At 62.0% G+C, this 19623-nt stretch carries 16 protein-coding genes and 1 pseudogene; 14 read left to right on the forward strand and 3 right to left on the reverse strand.

Annotated elements, in window-relative coordinates:
- Positions 1–230: 230 nt before the first annotated feature.
- Together ABYV89_RS05025 and ABYV89_RS05030 are read right to left on the reverse strand one after the other, a co-directional pair.
- Positions 231–1589, reverse strand: a complete 1359-nt coding sequence (locus ABYV89_RS05025; protein WP_432821843.1) for a sigma-54-dependent transcriptional regulator — start codon at positions 1587–1589, stop codon at positions 231–233.
- Entirely contained in the window at positions 1590–2867 is a 1278-nt protein-coding gene (locus tag ABYV89_RS05030; protein ID WP_432821844.1) for a sensor histidine kinase, read from the reverse strand.
- 84 nt (positions 2868–2951) lie between these two features.
- Here ABYV89_RS05030 and ABYV89_RS05035 point away from each other — a divergent pair, with 84 nt between their 5' ends.
- Together ABYV89_RS05035 and ABYV89_RS05040 are read left to right on the forward strand one after the other, a co-directional pair.
- Positions 2952–3542 (forward strand): hypothetical protein, encoded by a 591-nt coding sequence (locus ABYV89_RS05035; RefSeq protein WP_432821845.1) that lies wholly within the window; start codon positions 2952–2954, stop codon positions 3540–3542.
- On the forward strand, positions 3539–4168 hold the full coding sequence (locus ABYV89_RS05040; protein WP_432821846.1) for a metallophosphoesterase family protein: 630 nt from the start codon (positions 3539–3541) through the stop codon (positions 4166–4168). The genes ABYV89_RS05035 and ABYV89_RS05040 overlap by 4 nt, the downstream gene beginning before the upstream one ends.
- A 305-nt stretch (positions 4169–4473) precedes the next feature.
- Here ABYV89_RS05040 and ABYV89_RS05045 read toward each other — a convergent pair whose 3' ends face one another.
- The gene (locus tag ABYV89_RS05045) at positions 4474–5691 is read right to left on the reverse strand and encodes a peptidase U32 family protein (RefSeq protein WP_432821847.1); all 1218 of its coding nucleotides are present in this window, start codon (positions 5689–5691) and stop codon (positions 4474–4476) included.
- 187 nt (positions 5692–5878) lie between these two features.
- Here ABYV89_RS05045 and ybgF point away from each other — a divergent pair, with 187 nt between their 5' ends.
- The 12 genes and pseudogenes from ybgF to ABYV89_RS05105 form a co-directional block, all read left to right on the forward strand.
- On the forward strand, positions 5879–6574 hold the full coding sequence (gene ybgF / locus ABYV89_RS05050; protein WP_432821848.1) for a tol-pal system protein YbgF: 696 nt from the start codon (positions 5879–5881) through the stop codon (positions 6572–6574).
- A 30-nt stretch (positions 6575–6604) separates the two neighbouring features.
- Positions 6605–7606, forward strand: coding sequence for a LysM peptidoglycan-binding domain-containing protein (locus tag ABYV89_RS05055; RefSeq protein ID WP_432821849.1), 1002 nt, complete (start codon positions 6605–6607; stop codon positions 7604–7606).
- 135 nt (positions 7607–7741) lie between these two features.
- Positions 7742–8842 carry a DNA-processing protein DprA gene (gene dprA, locus ABYV89_RS05060; RefSeq protein ID WP_432821850.1) on the forward strand — a complete coding sequence of 367 codons (1101 nt, stop codon included), beginning with the start codon at positions 7742–7744 and terminating at the stop codon, positions 8840–8842.
- Positions 8843–8875: 33 nt separating this feature from the next.
- Positions 8876–9343, forward strand: coding sequence for a DUF494 family protein (locus tag ABYV89_RS05065; protein WP_432821851.1), 468 nt, complete (start codon positions 8876–8878; stop codon positions 9341–9343).
- 86 nt (positions 9344–9429) lie between these two features.
- Entirely contained in the window at positions 9430–11802 is a 2373-nt protein-coding gene (topA, locus tag ABYV89_RS05070) for a type I DNA topoisomerase (protein WP_432821852.1), read from the forward strand.
- A 75-nt stretch (positions 11803–11877) separates the two neighbouring features.
- A complete protein-coding gene (trmFO, locus tag ABYV89_RS05075) occupies positions 11878–13197 on the forward strand; it encodes a methylenetetrahydrofolate--tRNA-(uracil(54)-C(5))-methyltransferase (FADH(2)-oxidizing) TrmFO (RefSeq protein ID WP_432821853.1) in 1320 nt (439 codons plus the stop codon).
- Between the two features lie 487 nt (positions 13198–13684).
- Positions 13685–15673 (forward strand): diguanylate cyclase, encoded by a 1989-nt coding sequence (locus ABYV89_RS05080; protein ID WP_432821854.1) that lies wholly within the window; start codon positions 13685–13687, stop codon positions 15671–15673.
- Positions 15674–15737: 64 nt separating this feature from the next.
- Positions 15738–16343: a Maf family protein gene (locus tag ABYV89_RS05085; protein WP_432821855.1), complete on the forward strand. Its 606-nt coding sequence runs from the start codon at positions 15738–15740 to the stop codon at positions 16341–16343.
- Between the two features lie 34 nt (positions 16344–16377).
- A complete protein-coding gene (locus ABYV89_RS05090) occupies positions 16378–17067 on the forward strand; it encodes a YggS family pyridoxal phosphate-dependent enzyme (protein ID WP_432821856.1) in 690 nt (229 codons plus the stop codon).
- A 3-nt stretch (positions 17068–17070) separates the two neighbouring features.
- Positions 17071–18456 carry a sodium-dependent transporter gene (locus ABYV89_RS05095; RefSeq protein ID WP_432821857.1) on the forward strand — a complete coding sequence of 462 codons (1386 nt, stop codon included), beginning with the start codon at positions 17071–17073 and terminating at the stop codon, positions 18454–18456.
- Positions 18453–19091, forward strand: coding sequence for an HAD-IA family hydrolase (locus tag ABYV89_RS05100; protein WP_432821858.1), 639 nt, complete (start codon positions 18453–18455; stop codon positions 19089–19091). Before ABYV89_RS05095 ends, ABYV89_RS05100 begins: the two co-directional genes overlap by 4 nt.
- A pseudogene (locus ABYV89_RS05105) lies at positions 19088–19623 on the forward strand (hypothetical protein); the annotation flags it as partial. The gene ABYV89_RS05100 and the pseudogene ABYV89_RS05105, both read left to right, overlap by 4 nt.

Consider the following 19623-nt stretch of genomic DNA (forward strand, 5'->3'; position numbering starts at 1 on the left):
ATCCCTTCAAAAAATCGGGGCCTTTAACAGAAAAGGCCCCGGAGGCAAAGGTGAGAGCGTCTTTCGCCCTAACCTGCATCCTTATTTTGCAAGGGGCTTGCCAGCCAGGCAAGCTACTGTTTTTAAAAGGAATAGACAAAAACAAACGCCCGCCGCGTATAAAAATTTATACGCGGCGGGCGAAAGGGAGCAACGGGGGCGCCGAAAATTTGTACGGCGAGAGGAAGCGCTCAGGCCAGGTCGTGCTTCTTGAGCTTGTACTGCAGGTTGCTGCGGCTGATGCCGAGAATTTCTGCGGCCTGCGCCTGCACGCCGCGGGCCTGGACCAGGGCCCGGTGGATCAGGTCGGCCTCGATGCGATCGAGCAGTTCCGGCAACGGGCGGTCAAGTTCAAGACCGGCCGCGGTTGCAGCAGGAGCGTCCTGACGGTGCAGCACCTCGGGGAGATGCTCGGGCAGCAGCACATCGCCCTGGCAGAACAGCACCCCCCGTTCGAGAGTGTTCTGCAGCTCCCGCACGTTGCCGGGCCAGCTATAGCCCTGCAGCAGATCCAGCACTTCAGGGGCGAGAGCGGTCACCCGCCGGCCCAGTTCGAGGCTGAAACGCTGCAGAAAACTGAGTGCCAGCAGCGGGATATCCTCGGGGCGCCGGCGCAGGGGGGGCGTCTCGAGAGTCACCACGTTGAGGCGGTAGTAGAGATCCTCACGAAAACCTCCCTCGGCCATCATGACTGAAAGGTCGCGATTGGTGGCGGCGACGATGCGGACATCGGTTTCGATTTCCGCCGTGCCGCCGACCCGGCGGAAACGCCGCTCCTGCAGCACCCGCAGCAGGCGGGGCTGCAGGGAGAGGGGGAATTCACCGATCTCATCAAGAAACAGGGTGCCGCCGTCGGCCACCTCGAGCAGTCCCCGCTTGCGCTCCAGGGCGCCGGTGAAAGCCCCCCGTTCATGGCCGAAGAGTTCGCTCTCGAGCAGGGTTTCGGTCAGCGTTGCGCAGTTGATGGAGACCAGCGGCCCCTGCCGGCGGGGACTTAAGCGGTGCAACGTTCCGGCCACCAGTTCCTTGCCGGTGCCGCTTTCACCGGTAATCAGCACCGAAGCCCTGGCCGGTGCGACCTGGCCGATATCGGCCAGCAGTTTCTGCATGACCGGACTGTCACCGAGCAGGTCACGGGACTGGCTCCGTTGCAGCTGTCGACGCAGGGCGGTATTTTCGGTCTGCAGGCGGGCATAGCCGAGGGCCTTGTCGACGATCAACAGCATTTCGTCGTTTTTGAACGGTTTCAGCAGATAGTCGAAGGCGCCGGCCTTCATCGCCGCCAGCGCCGTCTCGACGGTGGCAAAGGCGGTCAGCACGACGAAGGGAATGTCGCCGATATCCTGCCGCACCCGCTGCAGAAAGGCCACCCCGTCCATGTGCGGCATTTTCAGGTCGGAAAGGATCAGCGCCACGCTTTCGCGAGACAGCAGTTCCAGGGCGGCAAAGGGATTTTCGGCGGCCGAGACCCGATGACCTTCGGCCTCGAGCAGTTGACCCAGAACCGCCCGGTAATTCTTTTCATCGTCAACCACCAGGATATGCGCCATCTACTCCTCCTCGGCCGGCAGGCAGACGGTAAAGACCGACCCCCGCCCCAACTCGCTGCGCATCCGCAGGTCGCCGCAATGAGCCTCGACAATGCGAAATGCGTTGGCCAGCCCCAACCCGGTCCCCTTGTCGCGGGTGGTAAAAAACGGATCGAAAACTTTCTCCTGGTTCTCCGGCGCGATACCGCAGCCGTCGTCCTCCACCTCGAAGCAGACCCGCCCCTCTTCCCGGTAGCTCCGCAACCGGATTCGCCCGCCAGGTTCTATGGCAGCCAGCGCATTGAGCAGCAGGTTGAGCAGCACCTGCTGCATCATGTCGGCATCGAACCGGATCGTTAACGCCCCCCCCTCAGGTTCGACTTCGACCGCAACATTGCGCTGCCGGGCCAACCCGTCCACATGTTCTGCCGCCCGCTGCAAAAACGCCTGCAGATCGTAGGGACGCAGCACCGGTTCGCCGGGCCGGCCAAAGGAAATAAAATCGGTCACCAGGCCATTGATGCGGGTCGACTCTTCCTGGATAATGTCGAGCAGCTGCCCGACATCAGATGAACCCGCGGCGAGTTTTTTTTCAATCAGCTGCGCCGAGGAAGAAATGATCCCCAGCGGGTTGCGGATTTCGTGGGCGATCCCCGCCGACATTTCGCCGAGCGCCGCCAGGCGTTCCTTGCGGCGCAGGCTCTCCTCGGCCTCGCCAAGCCGGGCCAACGATTCCTGCAGGGCGGCCTGGTTGGCCAGCAGCTGCTCGTTGAGATGTCTCTGTGACTGCAACTGCCGGCGGTGGATCTCTGAAAAGCTCTGCACCAGCAGGCCGACGATGAAAAAGGTTACGCCGAAGATCAGGAATTCAGGGATTTCCTCCTGGCGAAGCTCCGGATCCAGGTAGAGCCGGGACGGAACCTGGCTGAAAAAGAGCAGTACCGCCACCGTACAGGTCAGCAGCGTCAGGCGCAGGTTGAGGTTGGAGGCCGCTACCGCGATCGGCAGAAAGTAAACGATCCAGTACACACTCTCTTCGTCACCGGTGGTCGCCCAGATCACCAGCGTGCACAGCAGCAGGTAGACGCCGACATGCGCCACCATCAGCCCGGACGACTGAATCTGCTCGATGGTGAAGCGCCGGTCGGTGACCAGGTAATAGCCGGCCAGCAGGGCAAACGGCAGGGCATCCTGCAACAGGTCGGGCGCCTTGCTGAAGAGGCACAGCAGGGCGATAAGAAACGCCAGAAACAGGCTCTTGGTTAAACGCCCCGTTCTGGAATAGAGAAATGTATCCATGCATTGTCTCTCGAGGTTGCCCGCCGGGACAAACCCCTGCGGCCGTGCTATGGTGTTTTATCCGACCCGCGAAAGGCGCCACCGATGACTGACCCATCCCAGAGTCCTGGTTCCCTATCGATCGCCTGCCAGCAGGTGCTGCAGCAGGACGCCTCGGTCTTCTCCATCCAGTGGATGGACTTGCCGTCGCAACTGGCCACCGGACTGACCCCGGAGCTGTTGCTGCAGAAATACCTGGACCATATCCGCCGTTTTACCGGCACCCTGGTGCGCCCGGTGCAACTCGGCCGGGCTGTAGAATTCCGCTTCTGGCATAGTCGCAAGTGCCTGCTGCGCTTCGACGCCAGCGAGGCCGACGGCACATCTCTGGCCCTGCGCATCGACGGTGGCCTGCTGGTGCAACAGGCCTTCTGTCGCCAGGGGGAACTGGTCTTCAGCTGCGAACCGAAAGACGGCCTGGTGCGGGTCGGGCTGCAGCTGTCCGACTACTGCCCGCTGCTGCTCGGCAGCCGTACTCCCAGCTTGGTGCACAAGTGGTTCTACCGCCTGACCCAGGCGGCGATCCACAAAGTCGTCACGGTCCGTTTTCTGACCCGGCTCTACCGGGAGCGGGCCGGTCAAGACGCCTGCTGCCGGGTGGTGCGGGTGCGCGTCCGCGAAGGAGACCCGCTGTGACCAGCGGCCGGCTGCTGGCCGTAGGCGACATCCACGGCTGCCGCGATCTGCTGGTCGACCTGCTGGCCAAGGTCAGACCACAGCCCGCAGACCGGCTGATTTTTCTCGGCGATTACATCGACCGCGGCCCCGATGCCCGGGGCGTTATCGACGAACTGCTGACCTTTCGTCTCTCCCATCCCCGCAGCATCTTTCTCAAGGGCAACCACGAGGCGATGTTCCTCGATTTTCTGGCCGGCCGCAATCTGCTCCTGTTTCTGCGCAACGGCGGCGACGCCACCCTGAGCAGCTACCCGCAGGAGGGCAAAATCCGGATTCCGCAAGAACATCTCGATTTTCTGCGTAACTTGGATTTGCACCACGAAACCGAGGATTTCATCTTTGTCCATGCCGGCCTGCGCCCCGGGTTGCCTCTGGCCGACCAGCAGGAACGGGACCTGCTGTGGATCCGCAGTGAGTTTCTCGATTCGGACTACGACTGGGGCAAAACCCTGGTGTTCGGCCACACTCCTTTTGCCGCCCCCCTGCTGACCGCAAACCGGATCGGCCTCGATACCGGCGCCGTCTACGGGCGCACCCTGTCCTGCTGCGACGTGCGGTCGCGGACCTGCTGGCACGCGCCCTGAAACTGGCTCGGGGAATCTCAGGTTTGCAGGGGGATTGAGCCTTAAAAAACGCAGCCCGGTGTTTGCCCAGCCCGGAAAACCGCTGAATCCACCATTACCGACGGCAGATGTGCTACGAAGAGCGGCCGGCAGCCTCGACACGACGTAACCAGAAGCAGCTGCATACCGCACCAGAGCCCCTCATGCACCACGCAGTGGAGCCATTTTTACTTACTTATTATGTTGGCTTGGACAAAAAGTAAGGCGTCTGGCGGGACGCGACCCGCCGGTTTCGCTTCTCCAAGTCGCTTCCGCCCGTCAAGCGATCACAATCCTGCCCCCTCCCGCCGCAGCAAATCACCGACCCGGGCCCCGGCAGGGAGCGCCATGACAATCCGCGCGTTGGGCTGGCCGGCAGCAAGCAGGTCCCCCGACTCGGAACGCAGCTCGCCGGCAGTAAATTCCACCTGGCGCATCTGCGGACCGATCAGTTCGAGGATCGCGCCGGGAAAAAACCGGTTGCGCCCTTCGACCAGGGCGCGGCCGTCGCCGGCCAGCTCCCGCACCACGCCGACAAAGTCGTGGGTGCGCCGGTACTTGGAATCATCGGTATGGACCAGGGCATCCTGGCCGCCGAACAGAAACCCGGTGTCGTACGGGCGATGACTGACCTTATCGAGCTCGTCGCGCCAGAGCGGATCGCAGCGATAGCCGGCCGGGTCGGCCAGATAGCGGTCGAGGGCCGCCCGGTAGACCCGGGTCACCGCCGCCAGGTAGTAGAGGGTCTTCATCCGCCCTTCGATCTTCAGGCTGTGGATGCCGGCCTCGACCAACAGCGGCAGGTGCTCGATCAGGCAGAGATCGCGGCTGTTCATCAGGTAACTGCCGCGGCCATCCTCCTCGATGGGAAAATACTCGCCGGGGCGGGTTTCCTCGACCAGAGCGTAGCGCCAGCGGCAGGGATGGGCGCAGGCCCCCTGGTTGGCGCTGCGGCCGGTCATCGCCGCCGACAGCAGGCAACGCCCCGAGTAGGCCACGCAGAGGGCGCCATGGACGAAGACCTCGAGTTCGACCGCGGTCTCTTTGCGGATCGCACGGATTTCCTCGAGGCTCAGCTCCCGGGCCAGGTTGACCCGGCACACCCCGGCCGCCCCCCAGAAGCCAACCGCCTCGGCGTTGGTGGTATTGGCCTGGGTCGACAGGTGGATTTCCCGCCCGGGGTCGACCCGCCGCAGCAGGCCCAGCACCCCGGGGTCGGAAACAATGTAGGCGTCGAGATCGAGGGATTTAAGCTGTTCGAGATACTCGGCAAAGGCCGAAAAATCGGCCGGACGCAGATAGGCGTTGAGGGTCAGGTAAAGCCGCTTGCCGCGTGCAGCAGCCAGCTCGCGGGCGCGGGCCAGGGTATCCAGGTCGAAATTACCGGCCTGGGCGCGCAGGCCGAACTGTTCGCCCCCAAGATAGGCGGCATCGGCGCCGTAATCGAAGGCGATCCGCAGTTTTTCAAGGTCCCCGGCCGGGGCCAGAAGTTCAGGATGGTGCATTCCGTTCCAATTCCTCCAGTGCAGTTTGTCCGGAACAATAGCATAAACGCCGAAAAAGGGTTAACCACTTTACGCCCGCAGGCCCCCGGCCGAAACCCATTCCCGCTTGACAAGGGCTTAAAAAGTCTATAATTTTTAGAAATTAACTGGACGGCCCGAGATACGGACCGTCTCCGGAGCCTTCACCATGAAATACCCTGCGCTTCTCATTCTGATTCTCGGCCTTGCTTCCGCCGGTCTGACCGCCTGCGTTCCCGCCCACACGACCGCAGATCTCTCCTCCGTCGATCGTGAACTGGCCCGGATTCGCCAGGACCAGCAGCAGCTGACGCAGCAGGTTGAGAAAAACCGGAACAACCTGCTGCTGATTGAGGCCAAGGTTCGCGACCAGCAGGTTCTGATCAGCGACCTGCGCCGCGACCTGGCAACCAAAAAGGTCACCCCGAACCGGGATATCGCGACATCATCCCGTACGGGCATCGCCCCGGCAACCGCGCCGACCACAACCGACGCCCAGAACGCCTCCCCTACTGAAATTTACCTGCAGGCCTTCTCCGACTACGCGGCCGGCCGTTTCGAGCGGGCCATCCAGGGATTTGAAACCTTTCTCCGCCTGCATGCCAGCAGCGATTATGCGGGCAATGCGCAATATTGGCTCGGAGAATGCTACTATTCCCAGCAGCAGTATGCCCGAGCGATCGAAGAGTTTCAACGAACCGTCGAGCGCTACCCGCAAGGGAGCAAAACACCTGACGCCCTGCTGAAAATGGCCTCAGCCCTGAACCAGCTCGGCCAGCCCGGCCGAGCCGAAGAGGCCCTGCAGGTTCTGCGCAGCCGTTATCCGGACAGCCCGGCGGCCCGCAAACCCCTGGGGGCGAACTGACAGTGCAACTTACACTACGTGGGGGACTCCATGCCGTTTAAAAAAATCATCATGCTGACCTGCCTGCTGCTCCTGCCCCTTTCGGCCCTGGCCCAGGGTGAAGTGCAGACCTACGTGATCAAGAAAGGGGACACCCTCTGGGGCATTTCGCAAAAATTCCTCACAGACCCTAACTACTGGCCCAGCCTCTGGTCCAACAACCCCTTCGTCACCAACCCTCACCTGATCTACCCCGGCCAGAAAATCGCCATTTACGACGGCCGTATCGAACTGGTTCCGGTCGGCGAAGAAAACTATCCCGCAGGCGCTCAGGCGGCAGCGGCCGCTGAACGGCCAATCCCCCAGGAAGAAATCACCATCAAGATTCACCAGGGAGCTCTCGGCTTCATCAGCCAGGAAGAATTCGAAGCGGCCGGCACCCTGGTCGACACCACCGACAACAGACTGCTGATCGGCACCGGCGAAACGGTTTTCCTGGAAATGGGCAACCTGGCCGCGACCATGCCGGGCAGCACCTTTGCCCTGTTTGAAGTCAAAGAGCAGGTTCTGCACCCGGTCACCAGGCAAAAACTCGGCTACCGCATCGACGAACTGGGCACCCTGCAGATCACTGAAGTCAACGATGAAGTAGCCACCGGAGAAATCACCAAGGCGTTCAGGGAAATACAGCGTGGCGCCAAACTCCGGCCATATCAGCCGGCCCAGACGGTCATCGAACTGAAACGGGCCGAACAGGAGCTGAGCGGCATTCTGATCGACGCCCAGGACGGCCGGATCGCCCTGAGCCAGTACGATATCATTCACGTCGACCTCGGCGCTAACGACGGCCTGCAGGTCGGCAACCTGCTCAACATTTCCCGCCCTCGCGACGCCTCCGCCCTGAGCCTGACAAATAAAAACCTGAAGCTGCCGGATGTCCTCCTCGGCTCGGCGCTGGTCATTGAAACCCACGCCAACACAGCTGCGGCGCTGGTGCTGAAAGTGACCGAGCAGTTGTACCGGGGCGACCGGCTGACCACGGTTATCGATTAACCGGCAACCGCGGTTCCGCCGGAAATCCGAATGACGATGAAAAAGGATTGAACGAACTTCAATCCTTTTTCTGTTTGTGACTGCACCCAGTGCAGGCTGAAATACTTATTATAATATATATGCACGGAGGGAAACATGTTGACGGACCGGGAGCGTGCCTGGCTGCGACTGCATCTTACCCGCGGTCTTGGCCGCACCGGGCTGGTCCGACTGATGGACACCTTCGGGTCGCCCGCCGCCATCCTCGACGCCGGCCCGGGTGACTGGATTCGCCGGGCCGGCATCCGTGACACCGTGGCCCGCAGCCTCCCTGCCGACAACGACCCCTCCCTGCTGAAAACGGAAGAGATCCTGAACGCGGCCGCCGTCCGCATCATCAGCCAGTGGGACGGTGACCACTTTCCGCCCCTGCTGCGCACCCTGTACGACCCCCCGGCGATCCTTTACCTGCGCGGTACGCTGACCGCGCAGCCGGCCCTGGCGGTCGTCGGCGCCCGCCGCGCTTCGCCGGCCGGGCTCCAACTGACCCGCGAGCTTTGCAAAGAAATTGCCTCGCGGGGCATCACCATTGCCAGCGGTCTGGCCCGCGGCATTGACACGGCCGCCCATGAAGGGGCACTGGACGCTCAAGGGCAGACCATTGCGGTCCTGGGCTGCGGTATCGACCGGGTCTACCCCCCGGAAAACAGACGCCTGTTTCAACGCATCATGGAGCAAGGAGCGATCCTTTCCGAGTACCCACCCGGTACGCCCCCGCTGGCCGGCCATTTCCCCGGCCGCAACCGGATCATCAGCGGCCTCAGCCAAGGGGCTCTGATCGTCGAGGCGGCCGAGGGGAGCGGTTCGCTGATCACTGCCGATTTTGCCCTCGAACAGGGGCGCGAAGTCTTCGCCGTGCCGGGGCCCGTCTATGCCGAAACCAGCAGCGGCGTCAACCGGCTGCTCAAGGAAGGGGCCCACCTGGTCACCGGCGCCTCCGACATTCTGGAAATTCTCTGGCCCGGCATCCCGTCTAAAGTGGCGCAGGAAAAAGAGGATTCGCTCCAGTCCGAACTGGCCGGCGATGCCCTGGCCCTTTACCGCTGCCTTTCCATCGAACCGCTGCACATCGATGAACTAGCGAGGAAATGTGGCTTGACACCCATGGAGGTTTCCGCTATTTTACTGCACCTAGAGCTCCAGGGGGGGGTTGAACAGCTTCCCGGCATGCGTTACATCCGCTGCCGGAGAGCCTGAAACTACAGTGATCAATTCACCGCAGGAGTCAATTTGAGAGAACGGGTTCTGGCTATCGTCACCATTATCGCCCAGTACGTCATGACTGACCGCAATCAGTTGACCGAAAGCGAAATCGTTGAAGAATTGATGGCCGAAGGCTTTGCCGCCGAAGAAATCGACGCCGCCTTCCGCTGGATGGAAGATCTCTCCCAGCAACCCCGCAAAGCCGACGAAAAGACCCTGCAGGTCCCTACCCACCGGGTCTTCACCCTCGAAGAAGTCTGGGGATTGTCAGCTGAAGCCCGCGGTTTTCTGATCCGCCTGCGGATGCTGGGGATTCTCGACGACGACGCCGAGGAAGAGATCATCGAACGCTCCCTGCAGGTCGCAGAAGACGAAGTTTCCCTCAGGGATGTCAAGGCGCTGACGGCACTGGTCCTGTTTTCCCGCACCACCCAGGACTGGTGGCGGGAAGTCGACTGCTTCATGGACGACGATTGGGCAAGAATGTTTCACTGATACGGCGACCAGGCTGCGGGAAATCCTGCAGCCTTTTTGATTTTCGGCCAGCAGCAACCATTCACATACGGTAAACAGAGGCTTTCATGGCAAAATCACTGGTGATCGTCGAGTCTCCTGCCAAGGCGAAGACCATCGAAAAATTTCTCGGCAAGGGCTTCAAGGTCCTGGCCTCCTACGGCCACGTTCGGGCCCTCCCCAGCAAACAGGGTTCGGTCGATCTGGCCAACGACTTCGAACCGAAGTACCACGTGCTGCCGGAAAGCAAAAAGCAGCTCGACCTGCTGAAAAAGGAAGTCAAGGACAGCGATGAACTGATCCTGGCCACCGACCTCGACCGCGAGGGTGAAGCCATCGCCTGGCACCTGCTCGAAGCCCTCGGCATCGACGAGCAGGGAACCAGGCCGGTGGTCAAGCGGGTCACCTTCCACGAAATCACCAAGGGGGCCATCCAAAAGGCCATGGCCGAACCACGGCAGATCGCCCGGGACCTGGTCGACGCCCAGCAGGCCCGCTCGATTCTCGACTACCTGGTCGGTTTCAACCTCTCCCCGTTCCTGTGGAAGAAGATCCGCTACGGCCTTTCCGCCGGCCGCGTCCAGTCGGTGGCCCTGCGCCTGATCTGCACCCGGGAAAAAGAGATCGCCGCCTTTGTTCCGCAGGAATACTGGACGATCGAAGCCCTGCTGCAGGCAGCAAACGGCCAGGAGTTCAAGTCCCGACTCTTCTCCGTCGACGGCACCAAGCTCGACAAGCTGGCTATCCCCGACGCGACTTCCGCCCAGCAGCTGGTCGACGCCATCGCCGGCGAAGCGATCCAGGTCGCCTCGCTGACCAAGAAAGAAAAGAAACGCAACCCGGCGGCCCCCTTCACCACCAGCACCCTGCAGCAGGAAGCCAGCCGCAAGCTCGGCTTCTCCGCCCGCAAAACCATGTCCACCGCCCAGAAACTTTATGAGGGGATGGACATCGGCGACGGGGCAGTCGGCCTGATCACCTACATGCGAACCGACTCGGTGGCCCTCTCGACCGAGGCGACCGACGAGGCCCGCGAGGTCATCAACCGGCTGTTCGGCCAGGACTACTCCCTGCCCCAGGCCCGGGTCTTCAAGAGCAAGGCGAAAAACGCCCAGGAGGCCCATGAGGCCATCCGGCCGACCACCATCGCCAACACCCCCGAAAAGGTCAAGCCGTTCCTCTCCTCCGACCAGTTCCGGCTCTACCAGCTGATCTGGACCCGCACCGTCGCTTCGCAGATGGCCCCGGCTCTGCTCGAAGCGACCAGCATCGACCTGGCGGCGGGCGATCGGTTTATCTTCCGCGCCACCGGCCAGGTGATCCGCTTCCCGGGATTCATGAAACTCTACATCGAGGGGACCGACTCTCCCGACGAGGAACAGGAAGGAACCCTGCCGGCCCTCGAAGAAGGGGAAACCGTGCAGCGCAAGGAACTGCTGCCGGAGCAGCACTTCACCCAGGCACCGCCCCGCTTTACCGAGGCCAGCCTGGTCAAGATCCTCGAAGAATACGGTATCGGCCGGCCGTCGACTTACGCCTCGATCATGAATACCCTGGTGGTGCGCAAGTACGTGCGGCTGGAAAAGCGGGCCTTCTACGCCGAGGACGTCGGCATGGTGGTCACCGACCTGCTGGTCAATCATTTTACCCAGTACGTCGACTACGACTTCACCGCCAAGCTCGAAGAGGATCTTGACGCCATTTCCCGCGGCGAGGAAAAGTGGCGCCCGGTGTTGCGCGGCTTCTGGGATCCCTTCATCGGCCTGATCAAGCAGAAGGAAAAAGAGGTCACCAAGGAAGAGGTCACCACCGAGAAGACCGACCGGACCTGCCCCGAGTGCAGCAAGGAGCTGGTCATCAAGCTCGGCCGCTCCGGCCGTTTCCTGGCCTGCAGCGGTTTCCCCGAGTGCCGTCACACCGAACCCTTGTCCGGCGAGGATCAGCCGGAGCCGGAAATCTCCGAAGAAAAATGCGAGAAATGCAGCGCGCCGATGCTGATCAAGATGGGGCGCTACGGCAAGTTCCTCGCCTGCAGCGGCTACCCTGGCTGCAAGAACATCCAGCCGCTGGTCAAGCCCAAGGCCCTGAACATCACCTGCCCCGACTGCAAGGAAGGGGAGCTGATGGAAAAGAAGAGCCGCTACGGCAAGATCTTCTACTCCTGCAATCGCTACCCCCAGTGCAAATACGCGCTCTGGGACCAGCCGATCAACGAGCCCTGCCCCACCTGCGGCTACCCGGTGATCGTCGAGAAGGTCACCAAGCGCTTCGGCACCTATCGCAAGTGCCCGACGGAAAACTGCGACTACAAGCTGGTTCTGATCGAACCTGAAAAAAAGAGCAGTGAAAAACCGGCCACTGAAAAGAAAACACCGGCCAAGAAGGCACCGGCCAAAAAACCGGCGGCAAAAAAGGCGCCGACCAAGAAAAAACCGGAATAAGTTTCAGACTCCTGAAACATCCGCAGCCGGGCCGCAAGGCCCGGCTCTTTTGTTGAACCTGAATACGGAAATCTTATGCTCATACAGATTATCGGCGGCGGCCTGGCCGGCTGCGAAGCGGCCTGGCAGGCCGCGAGCGAAGGCGCACAGGTGGTTCTGTTCGAAATGAAACCCCTGCGCTTCTCACCGGCCCACCAGCTTTCGCAGCTCGCCGAGCTGGTCTGCTCCAACAGCCTGCGCGGGGCGGGGATGAACAACGCCGTCGGCTGTCTCAAGGAAGAACTGCGCCGCTGCGGCGCCCTCTTCATGCAGGCCGCCGATGCCACCGCCGTTCCGGCCGGCGGTGCCCTGGCCGTCGACCGAGAGGCCTTCTCCGACTACATTACCGAGAAGATCACGACCCATCCAAACATCGAGCTGCGCCGGGAAGAAATCTCCCACATCCCCGAAGGGGGGACCGTGATCGTCGCCTCGGGGCCGCTGACCTCCGAAGCCCTGTCACAGGACATCGCCCGCCTGACCGGCGCCGAGCACCTCTATTTCTACGACGCTATCGCCCCCATCGTCGAGGCCGACTCCATCGATTTCGACAAAGCCTGGCGAGCCTCCCGCTACGGCAAGGGAGGGGACGACTACGTCAACTGCCCCTTGAGCAAAGAAGAATACTTCGCCTTCGTCGCCGCCCTGAAAGCGGCCGACAAGGTTCCCGCCCGGGATTTCGAAAAAATGATCCACTTTGAGGGGTGCATGCCGATCGAGGAGATGGCCGAGCGAGGCGAGCTGACCCTGGCCTTCGGACCGATGAAACCGGTCGGGCTCCCCGACCCGCGCACCGGCAGAGAGCCTTTCGCCGTGGTGCAGCTGCGCCAGGACGACAAGCACGCCACCCTGTACAACATGGTCGGTTTCCAGACCAAACTGACCTATCCCGAGCAGCGGCGCATCTTCAGCACCATCGGCGGCCTTGAGCAGGCCCGTTTTGCCCGCCTCGGCAGCGTGCATCGCAACACCTTTATCAACGCCCCCAACTGCCTTACCCGCACCCTGCAGCTCAAAACCGATCCGCGGATCTTCTTTGCCGGCCAGATCAGCGGCGTCGAAGGCTACGTCGAATCGGCCGCCATGGGCTTTTTGGCCGGGCTGTTCGCCCCGCGCTGGCTGCGCGGCGACACCATCCCCCTCCCCCCGGCCGTCACCGCCCTCGGCGCCCTGATCGCCCACCTGGCCGACTCCAGCCCCGAGGGATTTCAGCCGATGAATGTGAACTACGGGCTGTTCCCCCCCCTTGAGGGGCGCAAAATGAAGCGTGCCGACCGCAGGCTGGGGATGGCGGAACGGGCACTGCAAGAGCTACCGTCATGGTGGCATTCAATCATCAACCAACGGCCGACATGAGCGGCGACGCATTAATTCTAATATTCAAACAACTCCCAACAGCAGGCCCTTCCGTACCGGTTACGCCTTCCCCCAAAAAGACAAAGACGGCAACCACTTAGGGTATTGCTTTATATTTCCATTCTTGGTAGACTCATTGACATTATCCACAGATCCTCTTAATTAACCGCTTCCTCCTGACTCCGGCCATTCGCGCCGAGGGGGCTTCCCTGCACCTGAGTAGCACGGAATGCGCTCACTACCTGCATCCACCCGCCGCATCCGTTGCGTAATCAGCTGTTCTCAGACACCAGGATCGGTATCCGACCCTGACTCGAGGGGAGTCACGTTGTTGCGTTCTGTCTCAACCGACTGAGTTGAAATGCTTATGAATCAGTCTTCTTCCTTTCCGGCGCTCAAGGTGTCGAAAGCGAGAGGCGATGCCAAACAGCCAGGGGGGGCAGTTGGGTCGTTGCGAACAGATATCATTGCAATAACGGGGCTTGATTTGCCTACCAATCTTCACACCAGGATCAATCCACTTGATCTGCTTGAAACGCTGCGCCGTTTCCCGGCGCTGGAACCGTTTCATCTGGCGTTGAGTTGCGAGCAGGAACTGCTGCTGCCGGAAGGCGGCCAGAGACACCTGTTTTGCGACGCCCTGGGAGAAAATGCCATCTGCGACAACAGTTGTCGCAGCGCTTTCGAAAATGCCTTCCGCGAAGCCACCAAGGATAACCGGCCGATCATTTTTCAATGCCCGGTCGGGCTGCTCAATTTTGCCGTACCTTTCCGCAACGAAAAAAACCAGGCCTGCTGCCTCTTTGCCGGAGGAGGCAGGGACGAAAACCTGGCCCTGCCCGAGATGGAAAAACTCGAGCAGCGCCCACGGGTCAACCGGGAGCAGCTGGACGATGCGGTCGCCAAGACCATGGCCCTGATCCCCTCCCTCGCCGACGAACACACCCTGGCCCTGCCGCTGCAGAAGATGACCCAGCGACTGAACGCCATCACCGCCATCGCTGCCGAAATCGATCGCACCCGCAGCTTCGACGAAGTGGTCGCCCTGCTCGGCGAAACCCTCATCGTTCTGTTCGACCTCCCCAAGGTCGCCGTGGTGCTGGCGGAAGGAGACGAGTTTTCCATTAAAACCGTCCTTGGCATGGCCGACAAACCGCTGAAGATTTCCAGCCACAAAATTTCCGAATTCCTCTGCGGCAACACGAACGGCAAACCGATCGTACTGCGCCAGGAGATCGAAAACTTCTTCCCGCAGATCGAAGCCGACCGGGCCATCTGCGCCCCCCTGGAAATCGAAGGCCAATCCCTGGGCCTGGTGGCCCTGTTCGACATCGACCTGCATCCCCGCGACCTGGTGCTGATCGAACTGCTGATGGGGCGCGTTGCCGCCAAGCTGCTGCGCCTGCAGCAGGGCAGCGAGCACCTTCAGGGGCACGCCACCGCCCACCGCCTGATCGCCATGATCAGCGAACTGTCGCTGGTCGACACCCGCGAGGCACTCTACCGCAACATTGTCGAGATGTGCTGCGAGCTGCTGCAGGCTTCCCGCGGTTCGCTGATGCTGATCGATGATTCCGGCGAACAGCTGCAGATCGCCGCGGCCATGGGGATCAACCTCGAGGTGGCCCGCAGCAAGCCGATCCGGCTCGGCGAGGGAATCTCCGGAAGGGTCGCCAAAAGCGGCCTGCATCTGCTGGTATCCGACATCGAAAAAGACTGCCGGGTCGGCATCCCCAATCGCCCGCGCTTCAAAACCAAGTCGTTCATCTGCTTCCCGATGAAGGTCAAAGATCGGATCATCGGCGTGCTCAACCTGGCTGACAAGGAAACCAACAGCGTCTTCACCGATACCGACCTCAAGCATCTGCACATGCTCGCCGGACACGCAGCCCAGCTGATCGACCGCACGGCCGCCCTTGAAAACGCCAAAAAACTCGAAGAACTTGCGGTCAAGGACCCACTCACCGGGCTCTACAACCGGCGCCTGCTCGAAACGCGATTCAACGAAGAACTCAACCGCTGCTCCCGGCTGAAGCAAGCCTTCACCATCCTGATGGTCGACCTCGACTTCTTTAAAACCTACAACGATCATTGCGGACATATCGCCGGCGACAATGCCCTGCGCAAGGTCGCCAGCCTGCTGAAGAAATCGGCTCGCGAAATGGATTTCATCACTCGCTACGGCGGTGAAGAATTCTGCCTGATGCTGCCGAGCACCAGCAAAGAAGAAGCTCTCTTTGTGGCCGAGCGGATCCGGCGGGCCATCGAAAACGAGAACTTCCCCGGCGAGACCGGCCTGCCGCAGGGCAAGCTCACCACCAGTATCGGCATCGCCTCCTTCCCCGGTGATGGTGAAAAATTCGAGACCCTGGTCAACGCGGCCGACCTGGCCCTGTACCAGGCCAAGAACAAGGGCCGCAATCGCCTTGCCACCTATGAGCCGGTCTTCCAGCAGCGCAACAAGAAAACCGGCTGAGCCGGCCTTCGGCCCCGCCCCCCTCCCGTTATCAACCCGAACAAACCAACCACGAAAGCAGCCCATGACCTTGCCTGCAGATATCGTTCTGGCTTCGGCCTCCCCGCGCCGGCGCGAACTCCTCGAGCGGATCGGCATCCGCTTTACCGTCGTCCCCAGCCATGCTCCCGAAGAGGAACTTGCCGGCGAGACTCCGGAGCAGCACGTGCTGCGCCTGAGCCGGGACAAGGCCCTTGCGGTAGCGGGGCAGCACAACATCGCCGGCCGCTGGTTCATCGGCAGCGACACCATCGTTTTGCGCGACGATACGATTCTCGGCAAACCGGAAAGTCCCGCTGAGGCGGCCGCCATGCTGCGCTCGCTCTCGGGTCGGGAGCACCGGGTTCTCTCCGGTTTCGCCGTGCATGACCGGCAAACCGGCGCAACCCTGGCCGATGTCGTCGAGACCAGGGTCCGCTTCAAGGAGTTGACAGCGACGGAGATCGCGGGGTACATTGCCACCGGTGAACCGATGGACAAGGCCGGAGCCTACGCCATCCAGGGCATCGGCGTATTCATGGTTCTCGGCATCGAGGGGAGCTACACCAACGTGGTTGGATTGCCCCTGTGCGAAGTGGTCGATGTCCTCGAACGGCTCGGCGCGGTCAGGCTTTTTGAACAGCCGCTGTAACCCCGCGTCAACACATCCAGATACCGGCATCATTATGTCCATCCAAAACAACATCGAGCAGATCCGCTCCCGCATTGCCGCAGCCTGCGCCCGCAGCGGCCGCAATCCCGCCGAAGTGCGCCTGGTCGCGGTCTCCAAAACCAAACCGGCCGCAATGATCAACGAGGCGGCCGCCGCCGGCCAGCAGCTTTTCGGCGAAAATTACGTGCAGGAGTTTGCCGACAAGATCGACCAGGTCACCGCACCGGTGGAGTGGCACTTCATCGGCAACCTGCAAAGCAACAAGGTCAAGTACCTGCGCGGCAAAGTAGCGATGATCCATTCGCTCGACCGCCTGTCGCTGGCCGCAGAGATCAGCCGCCAGTGGGGCAAAATCGACCGGACCCTGGATGTGCTGCTGGAAGTCAATCTCGGCCAGGAAGATTCCAAGGCCGGCACCGCCGAAACCGCCCTGTTCGAGCTGGCCCGCCAGGTGGCCGAACTGCCCCACCTGCGGGTCTGCGGCCTGATGGCCCTGCCCCCCTGGCTGGATGACGCCGAAGAAGTCCGCCCCTATTTCCGCCGCCTGCACCAGCTATCCGAGCAGATCAAGACGCTGCAGATCCCCGGCGTTGAAATGCGCGAATTGTCGATGGGGATGAGTCACGACTTTGAAGTCGCCGTGGAAGAAGGCGCCACCCTGGTGCGGGTCGGCACCGCCATCTTCGGCGAACGCACGAGGTAAGTCATGAGCTACGCCGCCCCGCGGGCCCTCTGGGCCTCCCGTCTCGGTTTCATCCTGGCCGCCGCCGGCAGCGCCGTCGGCCTCGGCAACGTCTGGAAGTTCCCCTATATCGCCGGTGAAAACGGCGGCGGCGCCTTCGTGCTGGTCTACCTGGTCTGCATTGCCGTCGTCGGCCTGCCGATCATGATGGCCGAACTGATGATCGGCCGCCATACCCGCCGCGACGCCGTCGGGGCCTTTATCCATCTGGAAGGAAAACGCTCCTTCTGGCAGACTCCGGGCTGGGTCAGCGTCGGCGCCGCCTTCGTCATCTGCTCCTACTATTCGGTCGTTGCCGGCTGGACCCTCGATTACGTTTACCGGGCTTTTCTCGGCAGCTTCGCCGGCCAGCCGGCTGAAGCCATCGAAAGCATGTTCGGCGGCCTGATCGCCGACGGCCCCCGCCAGCTCCTCTGGCATTTCGTCTTCATGTGCCTGTGCCTGGGAATCGTCATCGGCGGCGTGCAGAAAGGGATCGAGCGATGGAGCAAGATCCTGATGCCGATCCTCTTCGTTCTGCTGACCCTGCTCTTCATGAACGGCATGCTCAGCAAAGGCGCCTGGGACGGTATCACCTTCATGTTCCGTCCCGACTTCGCCAAGCTCACCCCCGGATCGGTGCTCGAGGCGCTGGGGCACGCCTTCTTCACCCTGTCGCTGGGCATGGCGGCGATGATCACCTACGGCTCCTACCTGAGCAAGCAGGAAGACCTGCTGGCGGCCAGCCTGCGGGTGGTCATCCTCGACACCGTCATCGCCCTGATGGCCGGGCTGGCCATCTTCTCGGTGGTCTTTTCAGTCGGCATGGAACCGGCCGCCGGACCGGGCCTGGTCTTCAAGACCATCCCGGTGGTCTTTTCGCAGATCCCCGGCGGCACGCTACTGGCGATCTTTTTCTTTCTGCTGCTGGCCTTCGCCGCGCTGACCAGCAACATCTCCCTGCTTGAATCACAGGTCGCCTACCTGATCGACGAACGGGGCTGGAGCCGCCCGCGCGCCACCACCTTTCTGGCCGGACTCGCCTTCGTGGTCGGCATCCCCACCGCCCTCTCCTATAATTCCCTCGCCGAATGGAAAATCATCGGTGACCGGGTCTTCTTTGACTCAGCCGACATGCTCGCCTCCAACTACCTGCTGCCGATCAGCGGCCTGCTGATTTCCATCTACGTCGGCTGGTTCTGGAGCGGCAGCGAAGAGAAGGAAGAGCTGCTCGCCGGCGGTGCCGGCTGGGTCTATCCGACCTGGCACTTTCTGATCCGCTACGTCTCGCCGCTGGCGGTCGCCGTCGTCCTCTACTTCAAGGCCAGGGAGACCGGGCTGTTCGACTGGTTTCTCTCGCTGCTGCAATGATCATCGACACCTTCCTGTTCGATCTCGACGGCACCCTGGTCGATTCGGTGCTTGACCTGGCCACCGGCATCAACCTGCTGCGCGGCGAACTCGACCTGTCGCCTCTGCCCATTGCGAAAGTACGCACCTGTGTCGGCGACGGCGCCACCCAACTGGTCAAACGGGCGCTGAGCGAAGTCCCTTTCAGCGACGCGTTGCTGCAACGGTTCCTCACCCTCTACGGCGAGCACCTGCTCGATGCGACCGTCGTCTATCCCGGCATTGTCGATTTTCTCGACGCTCATCGCCACCAGCGCCTGGGAGTCGTCACCAACAAACCCCACGCGTACACCCTGCCGCTGCTCGACGGCCTCGGCCTGGCCTCTTATTTCGAAGTGGTCATCGGCGGCGACAGCTGCAGTGAAAAGAAACCCCACCCGGCGCCGATCCGACACGCCCTGCAGCAGTTGGGCAAATCGGCAAAGAGCGCCGTCATGATCGGCGACCACCATACCGACCTGCAAGCCGGTGCCGCAGCCGGCACGCGCACCTGCTTCTGCGCCTGGGGCATCGGCCACCACGGCGACGCCCCCTACGACGACCTTGCCGCCGCCCCGCAGGACCTGCTGCACCTTTATCCGGGAGCAACGCGGTGACCTCGACCTCGCGCCCCCTGGGCATGCGGGAAATCTCGCTCTTCTTCTTCCCGCTGCTGCTCAACGTCCAGATGATGAGCGTCTCCCACTCCATCATCAACGCCGGGCTGGCCAGAGAAAGCGATTTCGTGGTCGCCCTGGCCGCCTTTTCGGTCGCCATGGTGCTGCATCTGCTGCTCGCCTCCCCCTCCTACCAGAATCACACCATAACGATCGCCATGGTCCGTGGCCGCCGCTCCCTGCGCGGCACGGTCCTGTTCGTGCTACTGGTGGCCGCCTACGTTTCGCTGATGCTGTCCCTGGTCGCCTTTACCCCGCTGGGCGACTTCGTTCTTGGACGACTGCTCGGCGTCAGCGGCGATATCGCCCTGCATGCCAAGGCGGTGCTGGGAATCCTGGTCTTCCTCCCTTTTCTTACCGGCTTCCGCGGGCTGTTCCAGGGACTGGTCATGCAGGCCCGTCACACCGGCCTGGTCTCCCTGGCGACCCTGGTGCGGGTCGTCGCCCTGCTCGGCTTTCTCGTCCTCGGGCG

Origin of the sequence: Trichloromonas sp., assembly GCF_041583255.1 — a bacterium.
Taxonomy (GTDB): domain Bacteria; phylum Desulfobacterota; class Desulfuromonadia; order Desulfuromonadales; family Trichloromonadaceae; genus Trichloromonas.